Origin of the sequence: Chelativorans sp. YIM 93263 (assembly GCF_028767125.1) — a bacterium.
Classification (GTDB): Bacteria; Pseudomonadota; Alphaproteobacteria; order Rhizobiales; family Rhizobiaceae; genus Chelativorans.
In genome coordinates this window covers 285,827-303,765 of the sequence record NZ_JAKCWP010000003.1, presented here as the reverse complement: position 1 = coordinate 303,765, position 17,939 = coordinate 285,827, and the positions used below count along the sequence as shown (strand labels likewise).

Annotated in this window: 19 protein-coding genes and 1 pseudogene; 11 read left to right on the top strand and 9 right to left on the bottom strand. The window is 61.2% G+C overall.

Translation table 11 applies throughout. From position 1 onward, the window contains the following. Positions 1–118: 118 nt before the first annotated feature. From LY631_RS08515 to LY631_RS08505, 3 genes are read left to right on the top strand one after another with little or no spacing between them, the layout of a single operon-like run. Positions 119–595 carry a hypothetical protein gene (locus LY631_RS08515; protein ID WP_274424801.1) on the top strand — a complete coding sequence of 159 codons (477 nt, stop codon included), beginning with the start codon at positions 119–121 and terminating at the stop codon, positions 593–595. Continuing rightward, positions 592–987, top strand: coding sequence for a phage holin family protein (locus tag LY631_RS08510; RefSeq protein WP_274424800.1), 396 nt, complete (start codon positions 592–594; stop codon positions 985–987). Before LY631_RS08515 ends, LY631_RS08510 begins: the two co-directional genes overlap by 4 nt. Next, entirely contained in the window at positions 984–2,021 is a 1,038-nt protein-coding gene (locus tag LY631_RS08505; RefSeq protein ID WP_274424799.1) for a hypothetical protein, read from the top strand. The genes LY631_RS08510 and LY631_RS08505 overlap by 4 nt, the downstream gene beginning before the upstream one ends. Positions 2,022–2,037: 16 nt before the next feature. Here the strand turns inward: LY631_RS08505 and LY631_RS08500 are convergent, their stop codons facing one another. The 4 genes from LY631_RS08500 to LY631_RS08485 form a co-directional block, all read right to left on the bottom strand. Beyond that, positions 2,038–3,645: a carboxyl transferase domain-containing protein gene (locus LY631_RS08500; protein WP_274424798.1), complete on the bottom strand. Its 1,608-nt coding sequence runs from the start codon at positions 3,643–3,645 to the stop codon at positions 2,038–2,040. After that, positions 3,642–4,364, bottom strand: coding sequence for a flavodoxin family protein (locus tag LY631_RS08495; protein ID WP_274424797.1), 723 nt, complete (start codon positions 4,362–4,364; stop codon positions 3,642–3,644). Before LY631_RS08495 ends, LY631_RS08500 begins: the two co-directional genes overlap by 4 nt. A gap of 64 nt (positions 4,365–4,428) precedes the next feature. Continuing rightward, entirely contained in the window at positions 4,429–5,586 is a 1,158-nt protein-coding gene (locus tag LY631_RS08490) for an isovaleryl-CoA dehydrogenase (protein ID WP_274424796.1), read from the bottom strand. Between the two features lie 10 nt (positions 5,587–5,596). Further along, the gene (locus LY631_RS08485) at positions 5,597–6,193 is read right to left on the bottom strand and encodes a TetR/AcrR family transcriptional regulator (RefSeq protein WP_274424795.1); all 597 of its coding nucleotides are present in this window, start codon (positions 6,191–6,193) and stop codon (positions 5,597–5,599) included. Between the two features lie 173 nt (positions 6,194–6,366). Between LY631_RS08485 and LY631_RS08480 the strand changes: the two genes are divergently transcribed. The 4 genes from LY631_RS08480 (at position 6,367) to LY631_RS08465 (ending at position 9,474) form a co-directional block, all read left to right on the top strand. After that, complete coding sequence (locus LY631_RS08480; RefSeq protein WP_274424794.1) at positions 6,367–6,606, top strand: hypothetical protein; 240 nt, start codon at positions 6,367–6,369, stop codon at positions 6,604–6,606. 65 nt (positions 6,607–6,671) lie between these two features. After that, complete coding sequence (locus LY631_RS08475; RefSeq protein WP_274424793.1) at positions 6,672–7,070, top strand: VOC family protein; 399 nt, start codon at positions 6,672–6,674, stop codon at positions 7,068–7,070. 230 nt (positions 7,071–7,300) lie between these two features. Next, positions 7,301–7,708 carry a GFA family protein gene (locus LY631_RS08470; RefSeq protein WP_274424791.1) on the top strand — a complete coding sequence of 136 codons (408 nt, stop codon included), beginning with the start codon at positions 7,301–7,303 and terminating at the stop codon, positions 7,706–7,708. A 227-nt stretch (positions 7,709–7,935) separates the two neighbouring features. Next, positions 7,936–9,474 carry a C69 family dipeptidase gene (locus LY631_RS08465; protein ID WP_274424790.1) on the top strand — a complete coding sequence of 513 codons (1,539 nt, stop codon included), beginning with the start codon at positions 7,936–7,938 and terminating at the stop codon, positions 9,472–9,474. Between the two features lie 4 nt (positions 9,475–9,478). On the opposite strand, the gene LY631_RS08460 is transcribed toward LY631_RS08465, so the two are convergent. After that, positions 9,479–9,832: a winged helix-turn-helix transcriptional regulator gene (locus LY631_RS08460; RefSeq protein ID WP_274424789.1), complete on the bottom strand. Its 354-nt coding sequence runs from the start codon at positions 9,830–9,832 to the stop codon at positions 9,479–9,481. Positions 9,833–9,938: 106 nt separating this feature from the next. Between LY631_RS08460 and LY631_RS08455 the strand changes: the two genes are divergently transcribed. Both LY631_RS08455 and LY631_RS08450 read left to right on the top strand, forming a co-directional pair. Next, positions 9,939–10,658, top strand: coding sequence for a glutathione S-transferase family protein (locus LY631_RS08455; protein ID WP_274424788.1), 720 nt, complete (start codon positions 9,939–9,941; stop codon positions 10,656–10,658). A 251-nt stretch (positions 10,659–10,909) separates the two neighbouring features. Further along, a pseudogene (locus LY631_RS08450) lies at positions 10,910–11,454 on the top strand (DUF1697 domain-containing protein). A gap of 75 nt (positions 11,455–11,529) precedes the next feature. Here LY631_RS08450 and LY631_RS08445 read toward each other — a convergent pair. From LY631_RS08445 to LY631_RS08435, 3 genes are all read right to left on the bottom strand, one after another. Continuing rightward, positions 11,530–11,985 carry a gamma-glutamylcyclotransferase family protein gene (locus tag LY631_RS08445; RefSeq protein WP_274424787.1) on the bottom strand — a complete coding sequence of 152 codons (456 nt, stop codon included), beginning with the start codon at positions 11,983–11,985 and terminating at the stop codon, positions 11,530–11,532. A gap of 16 nt (positions 11,986–12,001) precedes the next feature. Continuing rightward, on the bottom strand, positions 12,002–13,114 hold the full coding sequence (locus LY631_RS08440) for a pyridoxal phosphate-dependent aminotransferase (protein ID WP_274424786.1): 1,113 nt from the start codon (positions 13,112–13,114) through the stop codon (positions 12,002–12,004). 153 nt (positions 13,115–13,267) lie between these two features. Beyond that, positions 13,268–13,975 (bottom strand): cell wall hydrolase, encoded by a 708-nt coding sequence (locus tag LY631_RS08435; protein WP_274424785.1) that lies wholly within the window; start codon positions 13,973–13,975, stop codon positions 13,268–13,270. 252 nt (positions 13,976–14,227) lie between these two features. On the opposite strand from LY631_RS08435, the gene LY631_RS08430 reads away from it, so the two are divergent. After that, positions 14,228–14,692 carry a CYTH domain-containing protein gene (locus LY631_RS08430; RefSeq protein WP_274424784.1) on the top strand — a complete coding sequence of 155 codons (465 nt, stop codon included), beginning with the start codon at positions 14,228–14,230 and terminating at the stop codon, positions 14,690–14,692. Between the two features lie 242 nt (positions 14,693–14,934). After that, complete coding sequence (locus LY631_RS08425; protein ID WP_274424783.1) at positions 14,935–15,744, top strand: ion channel; 810 nt, start codon at positions 14,935–14,937, stop codon at positions 15,742–15,744. Between the two features lie 181 nt (positions 15,745–15,925). Here LY631_RS08425 and LY631_RS08420 read toward each other — a convergent pair whose 3' ends face one another. After that, the gene (locus LY631_RS08420) at positions 15,926–17,644 is read right to left on the bottom strand and encodes a catalase (RefSeq protein WP_274424782.1); all 1,719 of its coding nucleotides are present in this window, start codon (positions 17,642–17,644) and stop codon (positions 15,926–15,928) included. Positions 17,645–17,939: the final 295 nt, after the last annotated feature.

The window sequence follows — 17,939 nt, the reverse complement described above, 5'->3', positions numbered from 1 at the left end:
TCGTTAGACGTATATTTCAACGGGAGCAGTCCGAATGAACTCCATTATCTACCTGATCGGGCTTATCGTCGTGGTTCTGGCGATCCTCTCCTTCCTCGGCTTGGCATAGGAGAGCGCAATGGCGACGACACCGAGAAACGACAAGCAATCGGAAACCGGCCGCACCGCGCAGGAAACCGCGGACACAATGCGCTCGAAAGCCTCCGAACTGGGCTCCGAGGCCAAGCACGAGGCCGGCAGAAAGGCGGAAGAGGCGAAGCACCGGACATCCGAGAGTCTGCACAGCTTCGCCGAGGCGATCCGCTCGGCCAGCGACGAGCTGAAGAAGAAGGACGAGGGCCCCGCCGCACGGCTTCTCGGCGAGGCGGCCGGCGGGCTGGAAGAGCTTTCCGGCACGCTCGGGAAAAAGCGGCTGGAGGACATCGTCGACGATGTCCGCGACTTCGGCCGGCGCAACCCGACGGCCTTCGTCGCCGGTTCGGTGCTGGTCGGCATGGCGCTCGGCCGCTTTGCACGCACCGGCTTAGGCGACGCCATGGACAGCGGCCACGCCTCGCGCGGTGAAACTCAAGGAACAAGAGGAGGCGGACGATGAGTACTCGGGAAGATCCGCGCGGCATCACCACGCTTTTCTCCGATCTGGCGAACAACGCCACGCGCCTCGTGCAGTCGGAGTTCCAGCTTCTGCGTGCCGAAATGTCCGAAAAGGTAGGGCAGGTGAGGAACGGCCTGGCGGAGATGATCGCAGGCGCGATCTGTCTTCTGGCCGCGCTTCTGGTCCTGCTGCAGGCGCTGGTCGTGGCGCTGGCCGAATTGGGCCTCGGCACGGGATGGGCCTCGCTGGCCGTCGGCGTCGTGGTGGCAATCATTGGCGTGATCCTCGTGCGTATGGGCACGTCGAACATGTCCGAGTCCAATCTTATGCCCGAGCGCACGCAGAGCCAGTTGAGCAGCGATGCGCGGGCCGTGAAGGATCAGGTGAAATGACAGGCAAATCAGCAGCCGAGCTGGAGCGCGAGGCCGAGGCGGCGCGCGCCGGCATCATCCAGACCGCGGAGGCACTCCAGAACCGGATGACGCCAGGGCGGATGATGAATGACATCAACGACTACTTCAGACACTCGGACGGCGCGAAGGCCCTCGAGAACATGAAGACGCAGGTGCGGGACAATCCGCTGCCCCTGGCGCTGGTGGGCACGGGCATAGCCTGGCTCATCATGGGCGGCGGGACGAAAAGCCACGCCGACACGGCCGGCACGCACCCCCGAGGCGGGCTGTCCTCCGACGAGGTGTGGAACGGCGCACCCGGCACCGCCGCTTCGCATCGCGGTACGGGGCTTTCGGGAACCGGAGACAAGAGCTCGAAGGACAGCACCGGCGGGGCCATGCACTCCGCCACCAGCAAGGCGAGCTCGGCTTATGAATCGGCAAGCAGCAGGGTCTCCTCCGCCGCCGGATCTGCGTCCGATACGGCCAGCCATGCCGGCGAGAGGGTGAGCGATGCGGCGCGGAACGCCTCCGCTCAGGCGCGCCATGCCGGAAGCCGCGTCCAGCGCATGTTCTCCGACACGCTCAAGCAGGAGCCGCTGATCATCGGCGCGCTGGGCCTCGCCGTAGGCGCGGCCATCGCCGCCATGCTGCCGCGCACGAGGGTCGAGGAAGAGTATGTCGGCCCCTATGCCGACAAGGCGCAGGAGAGCGCAAAGGAGGCTGTGAACCGCGGCACCGAAAGCGCGAAGAACGTGGCCAACGAGGCCTATCGCGCTGGCGAACGGGAAGCCGAAAAGCAGACGCATAAGCAGACCGGTTCGGCAGGCTCTTCGTCGGGCTCCTCAACAGGCTCCTCAACAGGCTCTTCGACAGGCTCCTCAACAGGCTCTTCGACAGGCTCTTCGTCAGGCTCCTCGAGCAGCACGAGCAGCGGACCGGGGGCGGTGACGCCGCCGAAGCCGGCCGGAAGCGCGTCGGACAGGGTCGCGCCGGCGAGCCCCGCAAGCAAGGGACCGGAAAAGAAAAGCTGAGGCGGCGCCCGCCGCCTCACATCCGGAAGACGCCGAATTTCGTCTCCTCGATCTGCGCGTTGAGCGCGGCGGACAGCGAGAGGGCGAGCACCTCGCGGGTCTTTGCGGGGTCGATGATGCCGTCGTCCCACAGCCGCGCGGAGGAATAGAGCGGGTGGCCTTCGCGCTCGTATTTTTCCAGGATCGGTGCGCGGAATTCGGCTTCTTCGGCTTGCCCCCACGTGCCGCCCTTGCGCTCGATTCCCTCGCGCTTGACGATGGACAGGACCGTTGCGGCCTGCTCGCCGCCCATGACGGAGATGCGCGAATTCGGCCACATCCAGAGGAAGCGGGGCGAGAAGGCGCGGCCGCACATGCCGTAGTTCCCCGCGCCGAAGGAGCCGCCGATGATGGCCGTGATCTTGGGCACGCGGGCGGAGGCGACGGCGGTGACGAGCTTTGCGCCGTCACGAGCGATGCCGCCCGCCTCGTACTTGCGGCCGACCATGAAGCCGGTGATGTTCTGCAGGAAGAGGAGGGGGATCTTCCGCTGGCAGCACAGCTCGATGAAATGTGCGCCTTTCAGCGCGGATTCGGAGAAGAGCACGCCATTATTGGCGATGATGCCCACCGGCATTCCGTGCAGATGGGCAAAGCCGGTGACGAGTGTGGAGCCGTAGTTCTGCTTGAACTCGTCGAGTTCCGAGCCGTCGACGATCCGCGCGATCACCTCGCGCACATCGTAGGGCTGGCGGACATCGGCCGGAATGATGCCGTAGATCTCACGTGGATCGTAAAGGGGCGGAATCGGTTTCTGAAGATCGAGACCTATCGTCTTCTTCCGATTCAGGTTTTTGACGATGCGCCGCACGATGGCAAGCGCGTGTTCGTCGTCCAGTGCGTAGTGGTCGGCCACGCCGGATTCGCGCGTGTGCACCTCGGCACCGCCCAATTCCTCCGCCGTCACCACCTCGCCGGTGGCGGCCTTCACGAGCGGCGGCCCGCCAAGGAAGATAGTGGCGTTGCCCTTCACCATGACGGTCTCGTCGGACATGGCCGGCACATAGGCTCCACCCGCCGTGCAAGAGCCCATGACGCAGGCGATCTGCGGAATGCCCTCAGCCGACATGTTGGCCTGGTTATAGAAAATGCGGCCGAAATGCTCCCGGTCCGGGAAGACCTCGTCCTGTTTGGGCAGGTTCGCGCCGCCCGAATCCACCAGGTAGATGCAGGGCAGATTGTTCTCGAGCGCGATCTCCTGCGCGCGCAAATGCTTCTTCACCGTGAGAGGGTAATAGGTGCCGCCCTTCACCGTGGCATCGTTGACGACGATCATGCATTCGCGGCCCTCCACACGCCCGACCCCGGCGATGAGGCCGGCGGACGCGATGTCACCGCCATACATGTCGTAAGCCGCGAACTGGCCGATCTCAAGAAACGGCGCGCCAACGTCGAGTAGCTGGGCAAGGCGCTCGCGCGGTAAGAGCTTGTTACGGCTCGTGTGTCGAGAGCGGGCCTCGTCCGAGCCGCCGCGCTCTATCGTTCCGGCCTTCTCGGCCATGTCGGAGACCAAAGCCTTCATGCGCGCTTCGTTTTCGCGGAAGGCCTCGGAGGCGGTCGAGAGCTGCGACTTAATAACGGTCATTGCCAGTGCGAGACCTGGTTGCCGTAAGCGGGAATGCCGCCATTGTCGCGCATCATTTTGGCCAAATGCATCAGATTGAAACTCATGAAGGTTAGCGTTCGCCGTGTGTAGCTATTGTCATAGCCGACATGTTTACCGTCTTCCAGCGTGTCACCATAGGAGGGGCCGGGTCCGGCATCGCCGATCCATCCCGTGTCGGCCTGCGGCGGGATGGTGCATCCGATATGCTGCAGTGAGTAGAGGATGGTCTTGGCGACATGCTTTATGCCGTCTTCATTCCCCGTGATGATCGCGCCGCCAGTCTTTCCGAAAAACACGAACTGGTCGTCAACGGTCTGGCCGGAATGCGCGTAAAGCCGCTCGATGATGATGCGGCAGATCGAGCTTTCTTCCCCCAGCCAGATAGGCGAGCCGAGAACGAGGATGTCGGCCGCCTGCACTTTCGGCCATAGAACGTCCGGCCAGGCGTCCTTGGCCGCCCCTTGCTCGCGCATGTCGGGATAGATGCCGACAGCAATATCGAAGTCGGCTGCGCGCAGATATTCGACGGCGACACCGCAGCGCTCCATGATCTCCATGGAATCGCGCATGAGGTCTTCCGTGTGGGAAGGCCCACGCTCGGTCGGCGTCAAAGTGGTGTTGATGAAGAGCGCCTTGAGGTTGGAGAAATCGATGGTGTTCTCCGCGATCAACCTGTTCTGAGTCTCGTTGAGCGGCATTTGTGTACTCCTGTCGCAATGGCTTTGCTTCCAACGCATTGCCATTGGCTTTGTTCGTCGCTGCTCAGGCCTCCATGATCTCCCGCCCAATCAGCCAGCGGCGGATTTCGCTCGTACCGGCGCCGATCTCATAGAGCTTGGCGTCACGCAGCAGGCGACCGGTGGGGAACTCGTTGATATAGCCGTTGCCGCCCAGCAGCTGGATGGCATCGAGCGCCATCTGCGTGGCGCGCTCGGCTGCATAAAGGATGCAACCGGCGGCATCCTTGCGCGTCGTCTCGCCACGGTCGCAGGCCGCAGCGACAGCATAGGTGTAGGCGCGGGAGGCGTTCATGGCCGTATACATATCGGCAAGCTTCCCCTGTACGAGCTGGAATTCGCCGATTGGCCGGCCGAATTGCTTGCGCTCCTTCACATAGGGCACCGCGACATCGAGGCAGGCGGCGATGATGCCGAGAGGCCCGCCGGAAAGTACCACGCGCTCATAGTCGAGGCCGGACATCAGAACCTCAGCCCCCCGGCCTTCCTCGCCCAGTACGTTCTCAAGCGGCACCTCGACATTTTCGAATACCAGCTCGCCCGTGTTGGAGCCGCGCATGCCGAGCTTGTCAAGCTTCTGCGCGACGGAGAAGCCTTTCATGTCGCGCTCGATGATGAAGGCGGTGATGCCGCGCGGACCGGCGTCCGGGTCCGTCCTGGCATAGACGACCAGCGTGCCGGCGTCCGGGCCGTTGGTGATCCACATCTTGCTGCCGTTAAGGACGAAACGGTCGTTCTTCTTCTCGGCCTTCAGACGCATAGAGACGACATCCGAACCCGCGCCGGTCTCCGACATGGCCAGCGCGCCGACCGTCTCGCCGGAGCAGAGAGCAGGGAGATACTTGTGCTTCTGCTCGGGCGTGCCCCAGCGGCGGATCTGGTTGACACAAAGGTTGGAGTGCGCGCCATAGGAAAGGCCAACCGAAGCCGAGGCTCTGGATACCTCTTCCATGGCGACCACATGAGAAAGATAGCTCATGCCGGAGCCACCGAACTCCTCCTCCACTGTTACGCCTAGCAGGCCGAGATCGCCCAACTCCTTCCAGAGTCGGGCGGGGAATTCGTTGCTCTCGTCAATCTCAGCGGCGAATGGCGCGATCTTCTCCTGTGCGAAACGATGCACCATATCGCGCAACGCCTCAATCTCCTCACCAAGCCCGAAGGACATCGTATGCGTGTACATCTCTGTCTCCCTAAGCCTCCGCGCCGACAAGGCGCAGGGTCATCGTGTGATAGGTCTTCGCGACCTGTTCGACGGAAAGGCGCTCGTCCGGCCGAAACCAGACGATGACGCCCGTGATCATCTGTATGATGGCCATGGTCGTAATCGCGGTATCCTCGACGCGGAACCGGCCTGCCTCGGCGCCCGTGCGCAGGATCTGCCTGAGTTCCTTCTCATAGGCGGTGCGCAGGCGCAGAATATGGGTCAGCCGCTCGGGCGAGAGGCTGCGCAACTCCATATTGTTGACGTGGGTGGAAAGCCGCCGCGCCACGTGAAAGCGGATGTGGTTGTCCACGAAGGCGGCAAGGTGCGAAGCCGGATCGTCTCCGGCGGGCCGCGCGTCTTCCCAGGAGGCGATGAGCGCCTCCATATGCGCGCGCATAAGCGTGTCGAGCAGGTCTTCCTTGGTGGGAAAATAGCGGTACATCGCCGCCGCCTGCACGCCGACTTTATCGGCAAGCTGGCGCATGGACATCGCCTCGAAGCCGCGGTGCGCGATGAGCTCCAGGGCGGCTTCGAGGATCGCCGCCTTCGTCTTTCCTCCTTGCGAACCGACCGTGCGCGCCATTTGCATCCTCCAGGAGTAAAATTAATAGAACGACCGTTTAATTAAAGCAAGAGCTCGCTGCTTGAATGAAGATCGCAGGTTGCCTAGCATCCTCGTATGGATCGCAATGTGGAACCCGCTGGCGCCATGGACGTTGCCGCCGAGGGTTTTTCACCAGTAACGAGGAGATCGCGATGGCCACTCTGACCAAAGACGGGGTGCGGCGCATTTTGGGTCCGGTGGACAACGCGTTTTTGGCCGAACTCGCCACCACCGGCGCGAGCGAAGAGGAACTGGCCGAAGCGAATGCCTGGGTGACAAACGACGATGCGCTCGTGAACGATTTCCGCCCGTTGCCCAAGGGGCGTGTGGCGGAGCTTGTGGAGATTTTGAACCGCCGATATGGCCCCGGCACGGACGATGACGCGCTTTAGGTAAATCGGCTCAGAAGGGCTCCATCCCTTGATGCGGAGGCCGCAGGAAACAAGGAGGGCACTCGATGCCGCAGTCGACTATCCGGCGAACCATGTACAACATCGCCGCCGATGACCTCGGCGCGCTCCGGGATTTCTATTGCGCGCTCTTCGACATGGAAGCGATTTACGAGAGCGACTGGTACATCGTTCTCGTGCCGGTCGAAGGTCCACGCTTCGAACTGGGCATCATCGCGCGCAATAGCGAGGTGACGCCCAACCCCGCAACGCGGCCACACGGGGGAGGGTATCTCACCTTTGTGGTCGACGAAGTGCTCGTCGCCTTCGAGCAGGCCAAGGCCATGAACGCCGAAATCATCGAGCCCCCGACCGACCTCTTCTATGGCCAACGACGCATGCTGATGCGCGATCCGGCCGGGACCGTTCTGGATGTATCCTCGCCGTCGCCGTCTATGACGACGTGACGCCGGGCTCCTGGTCGTGCTCTACACGGTCTGGTCCGACTCATCCGCGTTGATAAGTCGCTTCGCATGTCGCCAATGGCCGCCGGCGTAGCCGATACGCTCTGGTCAATGGACAATTTGGTTGCGATAGTGGATGCACGCGGAAGCGCCGAAGCCGAGGAAGCGCGGGCCGTACAGAAGAGGTGCTAGCTGGTGATCCCCAGGTCCGGAGCCTAGCGGGGGTGATATGCATGACACAAATCATAAATGGCGGTTGTCTCTGTGGTGCCGTTACATTCCAGATTGGCGGCGAGTTCGAGAGTTTCTTCCTTTGTCACTGTGCGCGCTGCCGCAAGGACACGGGATCGGCACATGCGGCCAATTTGTTTTCATCGACAGCGACGATTACTTGGCTGTCCGGGAGTGACAGCATCAAGTCCTACAGAGTTCCTGCGACCCGGCATGAAAAAAGCTTTTGCACTGAATGCGGGTCAGCTCTACCGAGCGTTCAATCGCAAGGTGCTTTGCTGGTCGTGCCTGCCGGAAGTCTTGATAGCGTGTTAAACATGCGGCCAAATGCGCATATCTGCTTCGCGAGCCGGGCGCAGTGGGAGGTGAGATTAGAAGACCTCCCCAAAATTGATGGACTTCCGGGCTAGCCTCGATCGAGGGCGCGTTCTAGAGCAGAGCACCCACTGGCCGCCTCGTGTGGCGCGCCGGACCGGCTTGCCCGAATTCAAACTTCGGCACTCCCTGAAATGTAAAGAACGAGACAGGGCTCCGGCGGCCGTCTCCAAACCGGGAGCGGCCGGAGCGGGAACCTGCCGGCCTGCTCTCTGTTTGCGGGTGTGGGGCACGTGCCCCATTGAACAAGGGAGATTCAGACATGCAGATTCCCCGGTGCCTCGTGGCGGTGCTGGCCGCTTCCACCGCGCTCGCCGCCTCGCCGGCCCTGGCGAGCTATGGCTTCTACGTCGGCAAGAACAAGACCGAGTCGGGTGGAGTCCTGATCGGCGGAACGGGCGAAGAAGTCTCCAGCCACTGGCTCGAGATTGTGCCGGCCCAGACGCACGAGGAAGGCACGACGGTCGAGGTCGGGGTCACGGAAGATGCCAGTATCCCCGGCCGGACGACCGAAATCCCGCAGGTCTCCGAGGCCTATCGCTACCTGTCGATGTTCTATTCGGATTTCGCCGGCTTTCCCGCGCCTCTCACCAATGGCGGCATCAACGAACACCAGGTCGCCGTCCGTGATATCTGGGCCACCAACCGCTCCGAACTGATCGAGATGACGCCGAGGCCCCAGGAGGGGCCGCAGTACAGCGACCTTGCGCGCCTGGTGATGGAGCGCGCCACCACGGCGCGCGAGGGTGTCGAACTGATCGGGCAGCTCATCGAGGAGCACGGCTACTCGACCTATGGCGGCAACACCCATCTGATCGCCGATCCGAACGAAGGCTGGGTCGTATGGGAGTTTGCCGGAGGGCAGGGCCTCTGGGCCGCCGAGCGGCTCGGGCCCGACGATATCCGCGTGCTTTATCCCGGCTACATCGAGGATTTTCCGGAGGATTTCCAGGACAATCCAGAGTATATGGGCGCCGACAACATCGTGGACTTCGCCGTCGAGCAGGGCTGGTTCGACCCGGAGGGCGATGAGCCCTTCAACATCTTCGAGGTCTACGGCTCACAGGCGGAGGACGACGAGGCGCGCACCGGCGGCTTCAAATATCGGACTCAGGCCGAGATCGAACAGGATCTTGAGGAAATGGCGCCCGTTTCCGAAGACGAAATGATGGCTGCCGTCCGCGACCGCCGTATTGCCGACGACGAGGCGGGCTATGGGCAGGTCGCTAGCCTGGAGGAGGGCGTCGACCCCGACATGATCCAGATCTGGGTGGCCCCCACCGGCTCGGTCACCGCACCCTTCAATCCCTGGTGGCTGGGCGTTCAGGAGGTGCCGATGGAATACGGCGCGCACCGCTATTTGACCAAGGACGCGGCTTCCACCTTCCTGGATCCGGATTTCCAGATTCAGGAGGCGACGGACCTCGCCGGCCGCACGTTCAAGCAGGTCATGTATTTCACCTGCGAGAACCCGGAAAGTTACCTCCCGGTCGTCACCGACATGCTCGAAGGGTTCGAGGCGCAAAGCCAGGAGGATCTGGGCTGGGTCGAGGCGTCGGCACAAGGTTTGATCGATGCCGATCAGCGCGATGACGCCCGCGCGCTGCTGACGCACTACGCGACCACACGCGCGATGGAGGCGCTGGAGCTCGGACAGACCATGGCCGATGGGCTCGAGGCGCATTTGCGGATGACGTCCGGCCTGCGCCGGCCCGAGGGCAAGCAGATGAACTCTTCAGGTGGTGAGACCGTCAACTGCCTGGCCGACGCGGACCCCGACGTGCCCGCTTCGGAACAGTAAGTCTTCAGGTATGTCCGGCGGCAACGCCGCCGGACATACGCTCTCTTGTGTCGTCGGTGGATTCCCACCAGTCGCCCAGCGCGTCGATAAGCGGCACGAGTCTATGCCCTTCCGGGGTGAGGTCGTACTCGACGCGCAGCGGATAACCCTCAAATACGGTCCGCTGGACAATGCCGGCGCCTTCCAGCTTGCGCAGTTCGGCCGTCAGCATCTTGTGCGAGATCGTAGGATTATCTCGGCGCAGGTCGCTGAAGCGCTTCGTGCCGTCCTTCAGATAGTAGATCAGGAGCGTGGGCCAGCGGCCACTCAAGACCTGCATCACTTCTTCGATGGGGCAACGGGAGATAAGGTCTTTCATGGACGGCTCGTGGTTACGAAAAGGTGCGTAATTTACTTGCCTGCCGGCGCGAGTAGGGTGCGGTTCCGCTGCGCAGCGTGATCATCAGAAATCACGGAGAATAAGCATGGAACCGATTCTAATATATGGCTTCCCGGCGGGAAGCTCCATGGGGCTCGTGGCAGCCCTTGAATGGCTGGACAAACCTTACCGTCTTTGCCGGGTCGACATGCTGGGCGAGATGCGCGATCCATCCTATGCGCGTATCAACCCGCGGCATGAGACACCAGTTTTCATCACCGAAGAAGGGCAGCCGCTGACGGAAACCATGGCGATTACCGCGTGGCTGGAAGCCAGGGACTCCGAACGGCGTATAAGCTTCGATCCGCTATCGCCGGAAGCTGACCGGATGCATCAGCTGAAGGCTTTCGTGAACACCGGCTTTACCGGTGCTTTCAGCCCGCTCTGGGTGGCGATGGAAATGGAAGAGCCAAACCCCGCGATGCAGTCCGCCCTGCGGGAGTTTGGCCGCGAAGGCGTCATCGAGCGCCACGACAGGCTCGAAGACATGATCGGCGAGAGCCCCTTTCTGCTCGGTGAGCGGCCGACGCTGGCGGATGCGCTGCTCATCGGCGTGGCGCGCTGGCTCGACTTCCACGAAGTTGCCGACAAGAACAGATGGCCTAAGCTCGCGGCTCTCCGCGGCCGGCTGGAGGCCGATCCGGCGGTGATCTACGCGACGGCGCTGGAGGATGGCGACATGCGCCCGGGGACGGGCGCTTGTCTGGGGCATGTTTCGCTCTCGGAAGTTATCGAGCGGTTCGGAACGCGGGAAGAAAAGGCGTAATCTTGCGCAACGTCCGGTTCGGCTGCTGCCACACCACAATGGCGAAACCGTCACTCCGCAAGGCCGGGGTGACGGTTGCCCGGTGCCCGTGAGGCTGAGGAGCCTGCCTGCATGGCCGGTTCAGGCGCGCGGATATCGTGACGAAAGCGCGGACCACTCGCCAAAGCCATGCGTTGCACTTGCCGGGAAGTCGAGCGGCAAGGTAAGGTCGAAAACCTTTCACCTTCAGCAACGGAAATGCTCAAGCGTCGATGACCGTTCAGCCAACAACGTGGATCGCTTTGCTGAGAGCTATCGGGGCGGGGACCCATAAGCTCATGTCCATGGCACAACTTCGTGAGGCGTGCAGCGATGCCGGTTTTGAGAACGCAGAACGGTCCTTGCCACGGGCAACGTCATCTTCTCTGCCCCCGCGCACACCGAAGAGATCAGGGACAAGATCGCTGATATCATTCTATCCCATGGCCTGACGAACAATGTCTTCTTGCGGCGGCCGGCCGAACTGGGAGAGGTCTTGAAAAGGAATCCTTTTCCCGAGGCCGCAGCTCAACGAGCCAGCCAGATGCTGGTTCTGTTCCTGGAACGCGACGCGGATGCGCGTGCGGCCGGCGCGCTGGAGCAATATCAAGGGCCTGAGAAGATCAAGGTCCTCGGCCGGGAAGTTTACATTGATTATGTCGATGGTATCAGCCGGTCAAAGCTGACAGGGGCTGTGCTTGAAAAGCAGTTGGGCCAGCCGGGCACCGCTCGAAACTGGAACACGATCCACAAGCTTTATGCCAATTCGCAGCACTGAGCGGGGAACGGTTTCTCCGAACCGATGGCCTTCATGGCAGGCGGCTTGCAGCCCAATCCTCTGCCTCCGGGTATATCATGCCGGATTGGCTGCCGCCTCGATCAAATCGATATAGTGCGGAGGCAGGCGGTGCTGCCGGGCTCCGGTGATGACGAAGTCCAGATACCACTCGGAGGGTTTCAGGCTGGTGTTGATTCGCGAGGGAAGAGCGATATAGGTGACCACCTCACGCGGTGCGCCGCCGATGAACACGGAAAAGCGATCCTCGCGGCTGTATTCCTGTCCCGCGCCTTCGACGAGATCCAGATTCGGGAGCTCATTCTCGTCCAGTTCGTAGACGACACCAAACACTCGCGAATCGGGTGCTGCGGCAATTGTGGCCTTGCCCGATCCGTCCCTGCCGATTTTGCTGAAGCTGAACGACCACCCCTCCGCGCAGGCGACCTCCAGTGGCCTTGCCGACACACACCGCCCCCGCAAGCGCTCGGTGGACATGTTCGACCCGTAGGCGAAATACTGAATTACGGCCATGACCGGGTCTCCATAATCAGCGCCCCCGCGCCGCCTCCAGCGCCGGCGCCAACTCGGCCTCGAAAACGTCGATTTCGTCGTCCGGGGCGACGCTGACCCGGATACAGCGGTCAAGACCGGGGGCTATCGGCTTGCGCACGAAGACGTCGCGCTCGCCGAGCGCCTTGAGCACGTTCATCGCGTATTCTCCATCCTGGCCGCAGTCGATCGTGACGAAATTGGTGGCCGAGGGCAGGGCGGATAGGCCTTGCGCCCCGGCAATGGCGGCGAGGCGGCGGCGGGAGGCATCGACGGACCCGACGACCCACTCCAAATGCGCCTGGTCCTTCAGCGCGGCAAGCGCGGCAGCCTGGGTCATGCGGGTCATGCCGAAATGGTTGCGGATCTTGTCGAAGGCGCGGATTGCTTCCCGTTCGCCGATACAGTAGCCGCAGCGCAGGCCCGCAAGGCCGTAGACTTTCGAGAACGTGCGCATGCGCAAGACATTCGGCCGCGAACGGTCCAGCGGCGGAAGGGCCGAGGCCGGAGCGGTTTCGCCATAAGCCTCGTCCAGCACCAGCATGGTGGTCTCGGGCAGCGCGTCGGTGAAGCCCTGGATGTCATTTGCCTCCCACCACGTCCCCATGGGATTGTCGGGATTGGAGAGGTAGACGAGGGGTGCGGCCTCGCGCTTCACCGCATCAAGAAGACCTTCGAGGCTTTCCCGGTCGTCCTCATAGGGCACGGTGACCAGCCGTCCGCCGAAGCCCGAAACATGATAGTTGAAGGTGGGATAGGCCCCGAGCGAGGTGACGACCGGCGCGCCCTCGGGCACGTATTGGCGCACGACGAGACCAAGCAGGCCGTCGATGCCTTCACCGATTACGATGTTTTCCGGCGCCACGCCATGATGCACCGAAAGCGTCTGTTTGAGATCGTAATTCTCCGCGTCACCATACTTCCACATCTCGGGTGCTGCCGCACGCATGGCCTCTATGACCGCAGGGGAAGGACCGAAACCGTTCTCATTGGCACCGAGCCGCGCGCGAAAGGGCCGACCGCGATTTCGCTCCTGCGTTTCCGGCCCGACGAAGGGAACCGTCGCCGGCAGGCTTTCGATAAGTGGCGTGAGGGAAGGGCGCTTCCGCATGGCAACCTCATGAAAAATGTCGAGGTTGCCATAGCAGTGAATGCCAGAATGTTCAAAGTTGACGATCTGGCAACGCGGCCGGTAATCGTCTGTTTAAGGGGTATCCCCGCCGGCCGACCATTCCGCCCTCGGCGGGTTCCCCGCGACGAACCGTTACATGGAAGCGGTATAATAGAAGATGTGCCGGCCGACCTTGCCAGTGCGCTCCAGCTTGTTTGCCCACCGGGGATGAACAAAATCGGCATGATAGTGGGTCGAACGCCCGACCGGGTGCTCCCGCTCGCGACAGGCCTGATCGCATTCGAAAATCTTCGTTGCGATGATCTGAGCCTTCTTGAACGCGTCAAACTCCTTGACCCTCTTCGGGATGTCGTCACAGGCAAATGAAAACTGGCAGGCATTCTTCATGTGGTCGTTCTGATAGACCACATCACAGATCGTGTCCGGATAGAAGGCGCTGTCGACCCTGTTAAGCACCACGCGAGCCACGGCTTTTTGCCCCTCGACCGGTTCGCCGCGCGCTTCAAAATAGACCGCCTCGGCCAGACAGGTAACCTCCTGTTTGTAGGACAGGTATATGGGCTTGTTCTCCGGCCGGGGAGAAGGGCGCGGCACCGCGTGGGCGATACTCGAGCCGGCAAAAAATACTATGCAGAAAACGCTCATTGCGAGCTTCGCGCCCGCGTTCTTTCGGATCATGACCCCAACCCGTGCTTTGTTGATTTTGCCGTGTAGTGGGCGACAAATCGGGCAGCAGCTTGAAAAGGTTGCGTCCAGAAAGTGAAAATTTTTGGCAGACGATGAGGCAGAGCGAAAAACCCGCACGAAAAAGCCCGCCAGGGGAGGAACTGGCGGGCTCAATCTAACTGCGGTGTGGGAGGAGGATACACCGCATCATGTCGGTCTTAAAACCGGGAGGATTAGTCGACCGACGCGCGGACATATATGGCGGGGCCGAAAACCCGGCAAGCCCATACACTGCGTTTTTGCTATGCAGTTTTGTCGCAGGCACTGAGGCGTGCCTCGGCTTTGTTGTCTTGCCCCTGAGAGAAGCGGTTTGACAATCGCCAGCCGAGACACACCTCATTACTGGCATATTATTGGAGGCGACGGTTGCATCTCGAAATTGAACGCAAATTCTTGATCGCGCATGAGGGCTGGCGATCATCAGTGCAGGAGGAACTCCATCTGCGCGACGGTTTGATCGCAGATGACGCGGGCCGCAAAGTTCGAGTGCGGATCTGCAATGGTTCTGGATCGCTTACCATAAAGGGGCGTCGGCAAGGATTAGCTCGCAGCGAGTTTACCTACGACTTGCCGTTGCACGAAGCCGAGGGCTTGCTACGGACCGTGTGTGAGGGGCGAGTGGTCGAGAAGGTTCGGTACCTCGTTCCGCACGAGGGGTTCACCTGGTCAGTGGATGTATACGGAGGCGTACTCGCGGGAGTGGTAATCGCCGAGGTCGAGCTCCAGTTCGAAAGCCAGGAGTTTGGCCGGCCAGATTGGATCGGCCAAGAAGTAACGGGAGATCCTCAATACAGTAAGATAAACCTGCTGGCGGCCCGTCGCGGAGAGTGAGCCTTCACACGCCCTGGAGCGAGCTTAAAACCTTCGCGTTGAAATGTTCAAGGAGATGCGCTTCTGGAAACTGAACGAAATCTGTAGGGCCCCGACCCGAAAGAGGGTCCCCACAAATCGGTCCCTGCCGGACCTGCTCGGACGACTGATCCTGCAATTGTTGCAAAGCGGACCGACAGCCCGCGCGCACGGCAACGCCGATTATTCGGAACTCCTCTCGCTACGGTGCATTGAAGACTGCGATGCATTCTTCCTCAGACACTGCTGGCAGTAAACGGGAGGCGAATGCGCTGGACCGCCTGCGAGGGCGTTTGCGCGTGCTCTATCATAGTGATTCAAAAGGCGCGTTGCGGTTCCAACTCGCCATAATGGTCGTCGATCTTCTGATTATCGCATTTTTCGTTGCCAGCCCGGTGCTGCGCGAGCGGCCATCCTTCCTCTGGATCGACTATTCCATCGCGGCGATACTCACCGCGGACATATTGGCTCGTGCTCTTGCAGCCAACGACGTTTTGCGCTGGCTGCGGCGGTCCACAACTATCGTCGATATTTTCATTCTGGCCACGCTGCTCGCTCCGCTTTGGCTGGCCAATCTCGGGTTCTTGCGTGTCCTGCGGCTATGGTCGCTTTCGCGCAGCGGTTTTCTATGGCGCCCGCTTGTTCGGCGTGGCTACGGCCCGTGGCGCGAGGTCATCCAATCGGCTCTCAACTTGATCACCTTCCTCTTTGTGGTGACCGGCTTCATTTACACGTTCTTCTTCAGGGAAGGCTCAGGCATCACCGGCTATGTCGACGCACTTTACTACACCGTCACGAGCATGACGACGACCGGTTATGGTGACATCCTCCTGCCGGGCATGTGGGGTAAGCTAACCTCGGTCGTCGTCATGATCGCCGGCATCTCGCTTTTCATCCGTCTGGCTCAGGCGCTCTTTCGACCCTACAAGGTCCGCTATCCGTGCCCGCAATGCGGACTGCAGCGCCATGATCCCGATGCAATTCATTGCAAGGCTTGCGGCTACCAGTTGAAAATTCCCGATGCCGACGACTAGAAAGAGCCGCACGGCGATACTTAGTTCGCCCCTGCTGTTTTTCTGCCGTCGACCTTCTGCACAACTGGAACCGACCGGGGGAGTGTGACCACATCGTCATGGATGTGGGTTAATCCCGGTTTGAAGGACAGGTCAGTGCCCTGGTCGGAACGTGCCCGGCCAGGAGTGTCGCCAACAACGGCTACTCGGCGGCACGATCGCTCATGCCCCTCTGGGCGGAAGGCAGTTTCCCCGAAATGACGTCATCCGCCGACACCTGCAGGTTCTTCACAGAGCTCGTCCACTGGCCCCATACCAAGTTATCGATTTCGTCGCCATTGTTGCCCAGGTGCTCGAGCCGTCGCTGCTCTTCATCCGTAAGCACCTGTTTCGGCAAAGGGGGAAGATGGCGAACGTCATCCGCGGTGATGCCAATCATGTCGCCGACGCGCTTGCCGTATTCATCGTGGACAAGGAACAGGTGCCAGATCATCCGCTCTTGAACGTCGCGCTCGCACTGCCCGAGAAGGGTGCCCATGTTGAGAACGAGATCATCCCGCTCCCAATCCATCATGGTGCAATAGCGCCCGCGTGCCTGGACGTAGTCATTGTGCCGTTCGATCACACTGCGCGTTAAACGACCCCTGATTTCTGGCGGATTGTTAGGCCGCTCGCGACCCGCCTCCTCCAGCCCGCCATGTATGGAGGGCTCGTAGTTGACGTGCGGGTTTTGCCCATGCGCGATTTCGCGCCGATAGGACATCGTGCCGCCCGACAGGTTGGTTGCGACATTGGCGTTCTTTGCCTGGTTGACCGGCAGCTGGAGGTAGTTGGTGCCGACCCGATACCGCTGAGTGTCCGAATAGGAAAAGGTACGGCCGACCAGCATCTTGTCGTCCGAAAAATCGAGACCGTCGACCAGCACACCGGTTCCCATCGCGATCTGCTCGTTCTCGTTGAAGACGTCGTCCACGTTTCGATTGAGGGTCATGGTGCCGATATGGCGCAGGGGAAAGTCCTTCTCCGGCCAGATTTTCGTGTCGTCGAGCGGGTCCCAGTCCAGCTCGGGATGGTCGTGGTCCTCCATGATCTGCACATACATGTCCCACTGCGGATGGTCGCCACGCTCGATCGCCTCATAAAGATCTTTCGAGGCAGAGCCGAGATCCTTGCCCTGCACGCGCCCGGCTTCCTCGGCGGTGAGGCTCGCGATGCCCTGGCGTGGATGGAAGTGGTATTTCACCAGCACCGTGTCGCCCTGCGCGTTCACCATCTTGTAGGTGTTCACGCCGAACCCCTCCATGTGACGGTAGCTCGCCGGGATGCCGCGCGGTGAGAACAGGTGCGTCAGCATGTGCATCGACTCTGGAGTCTGCGACATGAAGTCGAATATCCGGTTCGGCTCCTGGCGGAACGTCACGGGATCCGGTTTCAACGAGTGGATCACATCGGGAAACTTGATTGCATCGCGGATGAAGAAGACCGCGAGATTGTTGCCCACCAGGTCCCAGTTGCCGTCTTCCGTATAGAACTTCACCGCAAACCCGCGCGGGTCGCGCGCGACTTCCGAGGAGTCGCGCCCCCCTATGACTGTTGAGAAGCGGATGGCGAGCGGCGTCTTCTTACCTGGTTCCTGGAAGAGCCTTGCGCGGGTGTATTTGGAGGCAGGCTCATCACCAATTTTACCTGTGGCCTCGAATTCCCCGTAGCAGACGAACCCCCGCGCATGCACCACCCGTTCGGGTATGCGCTCGCGGTCGAAGTGCGTTATCTTCTCGAGGAACGGGTAGTTCTCCAGCGTCGCCGGTCCTCGGCTGCCAACCGTGCGCTGGGACTGATTGTTCGTAATCGGATGTCCCTGCCTGTTGGTGAGAGTCCGTTCCGGTGCGCCTTGCTTCGGTGTTTTCTCTTTCTTGGTCATCTCTGACTCCTCAATTCCAGGCCCAGGGCGGCTGGACGTCGGCGTGTATTGACCTGTCGCAGGATAAAACTGCTAACTAGCGCTGGTGTTCGCATCCGCAAGTGGCAGGCACGCAGAATGAACGCCGAACAGGCCGCTCCGTGTGTGGCGCCGGAGCTCGTTTTTACCACCCGCCACAGCGGTGATGAGCACATTTCCCCTGCAGATTGGTCATTTCTCCTCCTAGCGCACCGTTTATTGACACTGCTGGTGCGTCGCTATATGAAAAACAATTATCATATACAAAAATCATCGC

Bases quoted from the DNA above. Each gene is read 5' to 3' on its own strand.
- LY631_RS08515 (WP_274424801.1), top strand. From the start codon at position 119: ATGGCGACGACACCGAGAAACGACAAGCAATCGGAAACCGGCCGCACC.
- LY631_RS08510 (WP_274424800.1), top strand. From the start codon at position 592: ATGAGTACTCGGGAAGATCCGCGCGGCATCACCACGCTTTTCTCCGAT.
- LY631_RS08505 (WP_274424799.1), top strand. From the start codon at position 984: ATGACAGGCAAATCAGCAGCCGAGCTGGAGCGCGAGGCCGAGGCGGCG.
- LY631_RS08500 (WP_274424798.1), bottom strand. From the start codon at position 3,645: ATGACCGTTATTAAGTCGCAGCTCTCGACCGCCTCCGAGGCCTTCCGC.
- LY631_RS08495 (WP_274424797.1), bottom strand. From the start codon at position 4,364: ATGCCGCTCAACGAGACTCAGAACAGGTTGATCGCGGAGAACACCATC.
- LY631_RS08490 (WP_274424796.1), bottom strand. From the start codon at position 5,586: ATGTACACGCATACGATGTCCTTCGGGCTTGGTGAGGAGATTGAGGCG.
- LY631_RS08485 (WP_274424795.1), bottom strand. From the start codon at position 6,193: ATGGCGCGCACGGTCGGTTCGCAAGGAGGAAAGACGAAGGCGGCGATC.
- LY631_RS08480 (WP_274424794.1), top strand. From the start codon at position 6,367: ATGGCCACTCTGACCAAAGACGGGGTGCGGCGCATTTTGGGTCCGGTG.
- LY631_RS08475 (WP_274424793.1), top strand. From the start codon at position 6,672: ATGCCGCAGTCGACTATCCGGCGAACCATGTACAACATCGCCGCCGAT.
- LY631_RS08470 (WP_274424791.1), top strand. From the start codon at position 7,301: ATGACACAAATCATAAATGGCGGTTGTCTCTGTGGTGCCGTTACATTC.
- LY631_RS08465 (WP_274424790.1), top strand. From the start codon at position 7,936: ATGCAGATTCCCCGGTGCCTCGTGGCGGTGCTGGCCGCTTCCACCGCG.
- LY631_RS08460 (WP_274424789.1), bottom strand. From the start codon at position 9,832: ATGAAAGACCTTATCTCCCGTTGCCCCATCGAAGAAGTGATGCAGGTC.
- LY631_RS08455 (WP_274424788.1), top strand. From the start codon at position 9,939: ATGGAACCGATTCTAATATATGGCTTCCCGGCGGGAAGCTCCATGGGG.
- LY631_RS08445 (WP_274424787.1), bottom strand. From the start codon at position 11,985: ATGGCCGTAATTCAGTATTTCGCCTACGGGTCGAACATGTCCACCGAG.
- LY631_RS08440 (WP_274424786.1), bottom strand. From the start codon at position 13,114: ATGCGGAAGCGCCCTTCCCTCACGCCACTTATCGAAAGCCTGCCGGCG.
- LY631_RS08425 (WP_274424783.1), top strand. From the start codon at position 14,935: ATGCATTCTTCCTCAGACACTGCTGGCAGTAAACGGGAGGCGAATGCG.
- LY631_RS08420 (WP_274424782.1), bottom strand. From the start codon at position 17,644: ATGACCAAGAAAGAGAAAACACCGAAGCAAGGCGCACCGGAACGGACT.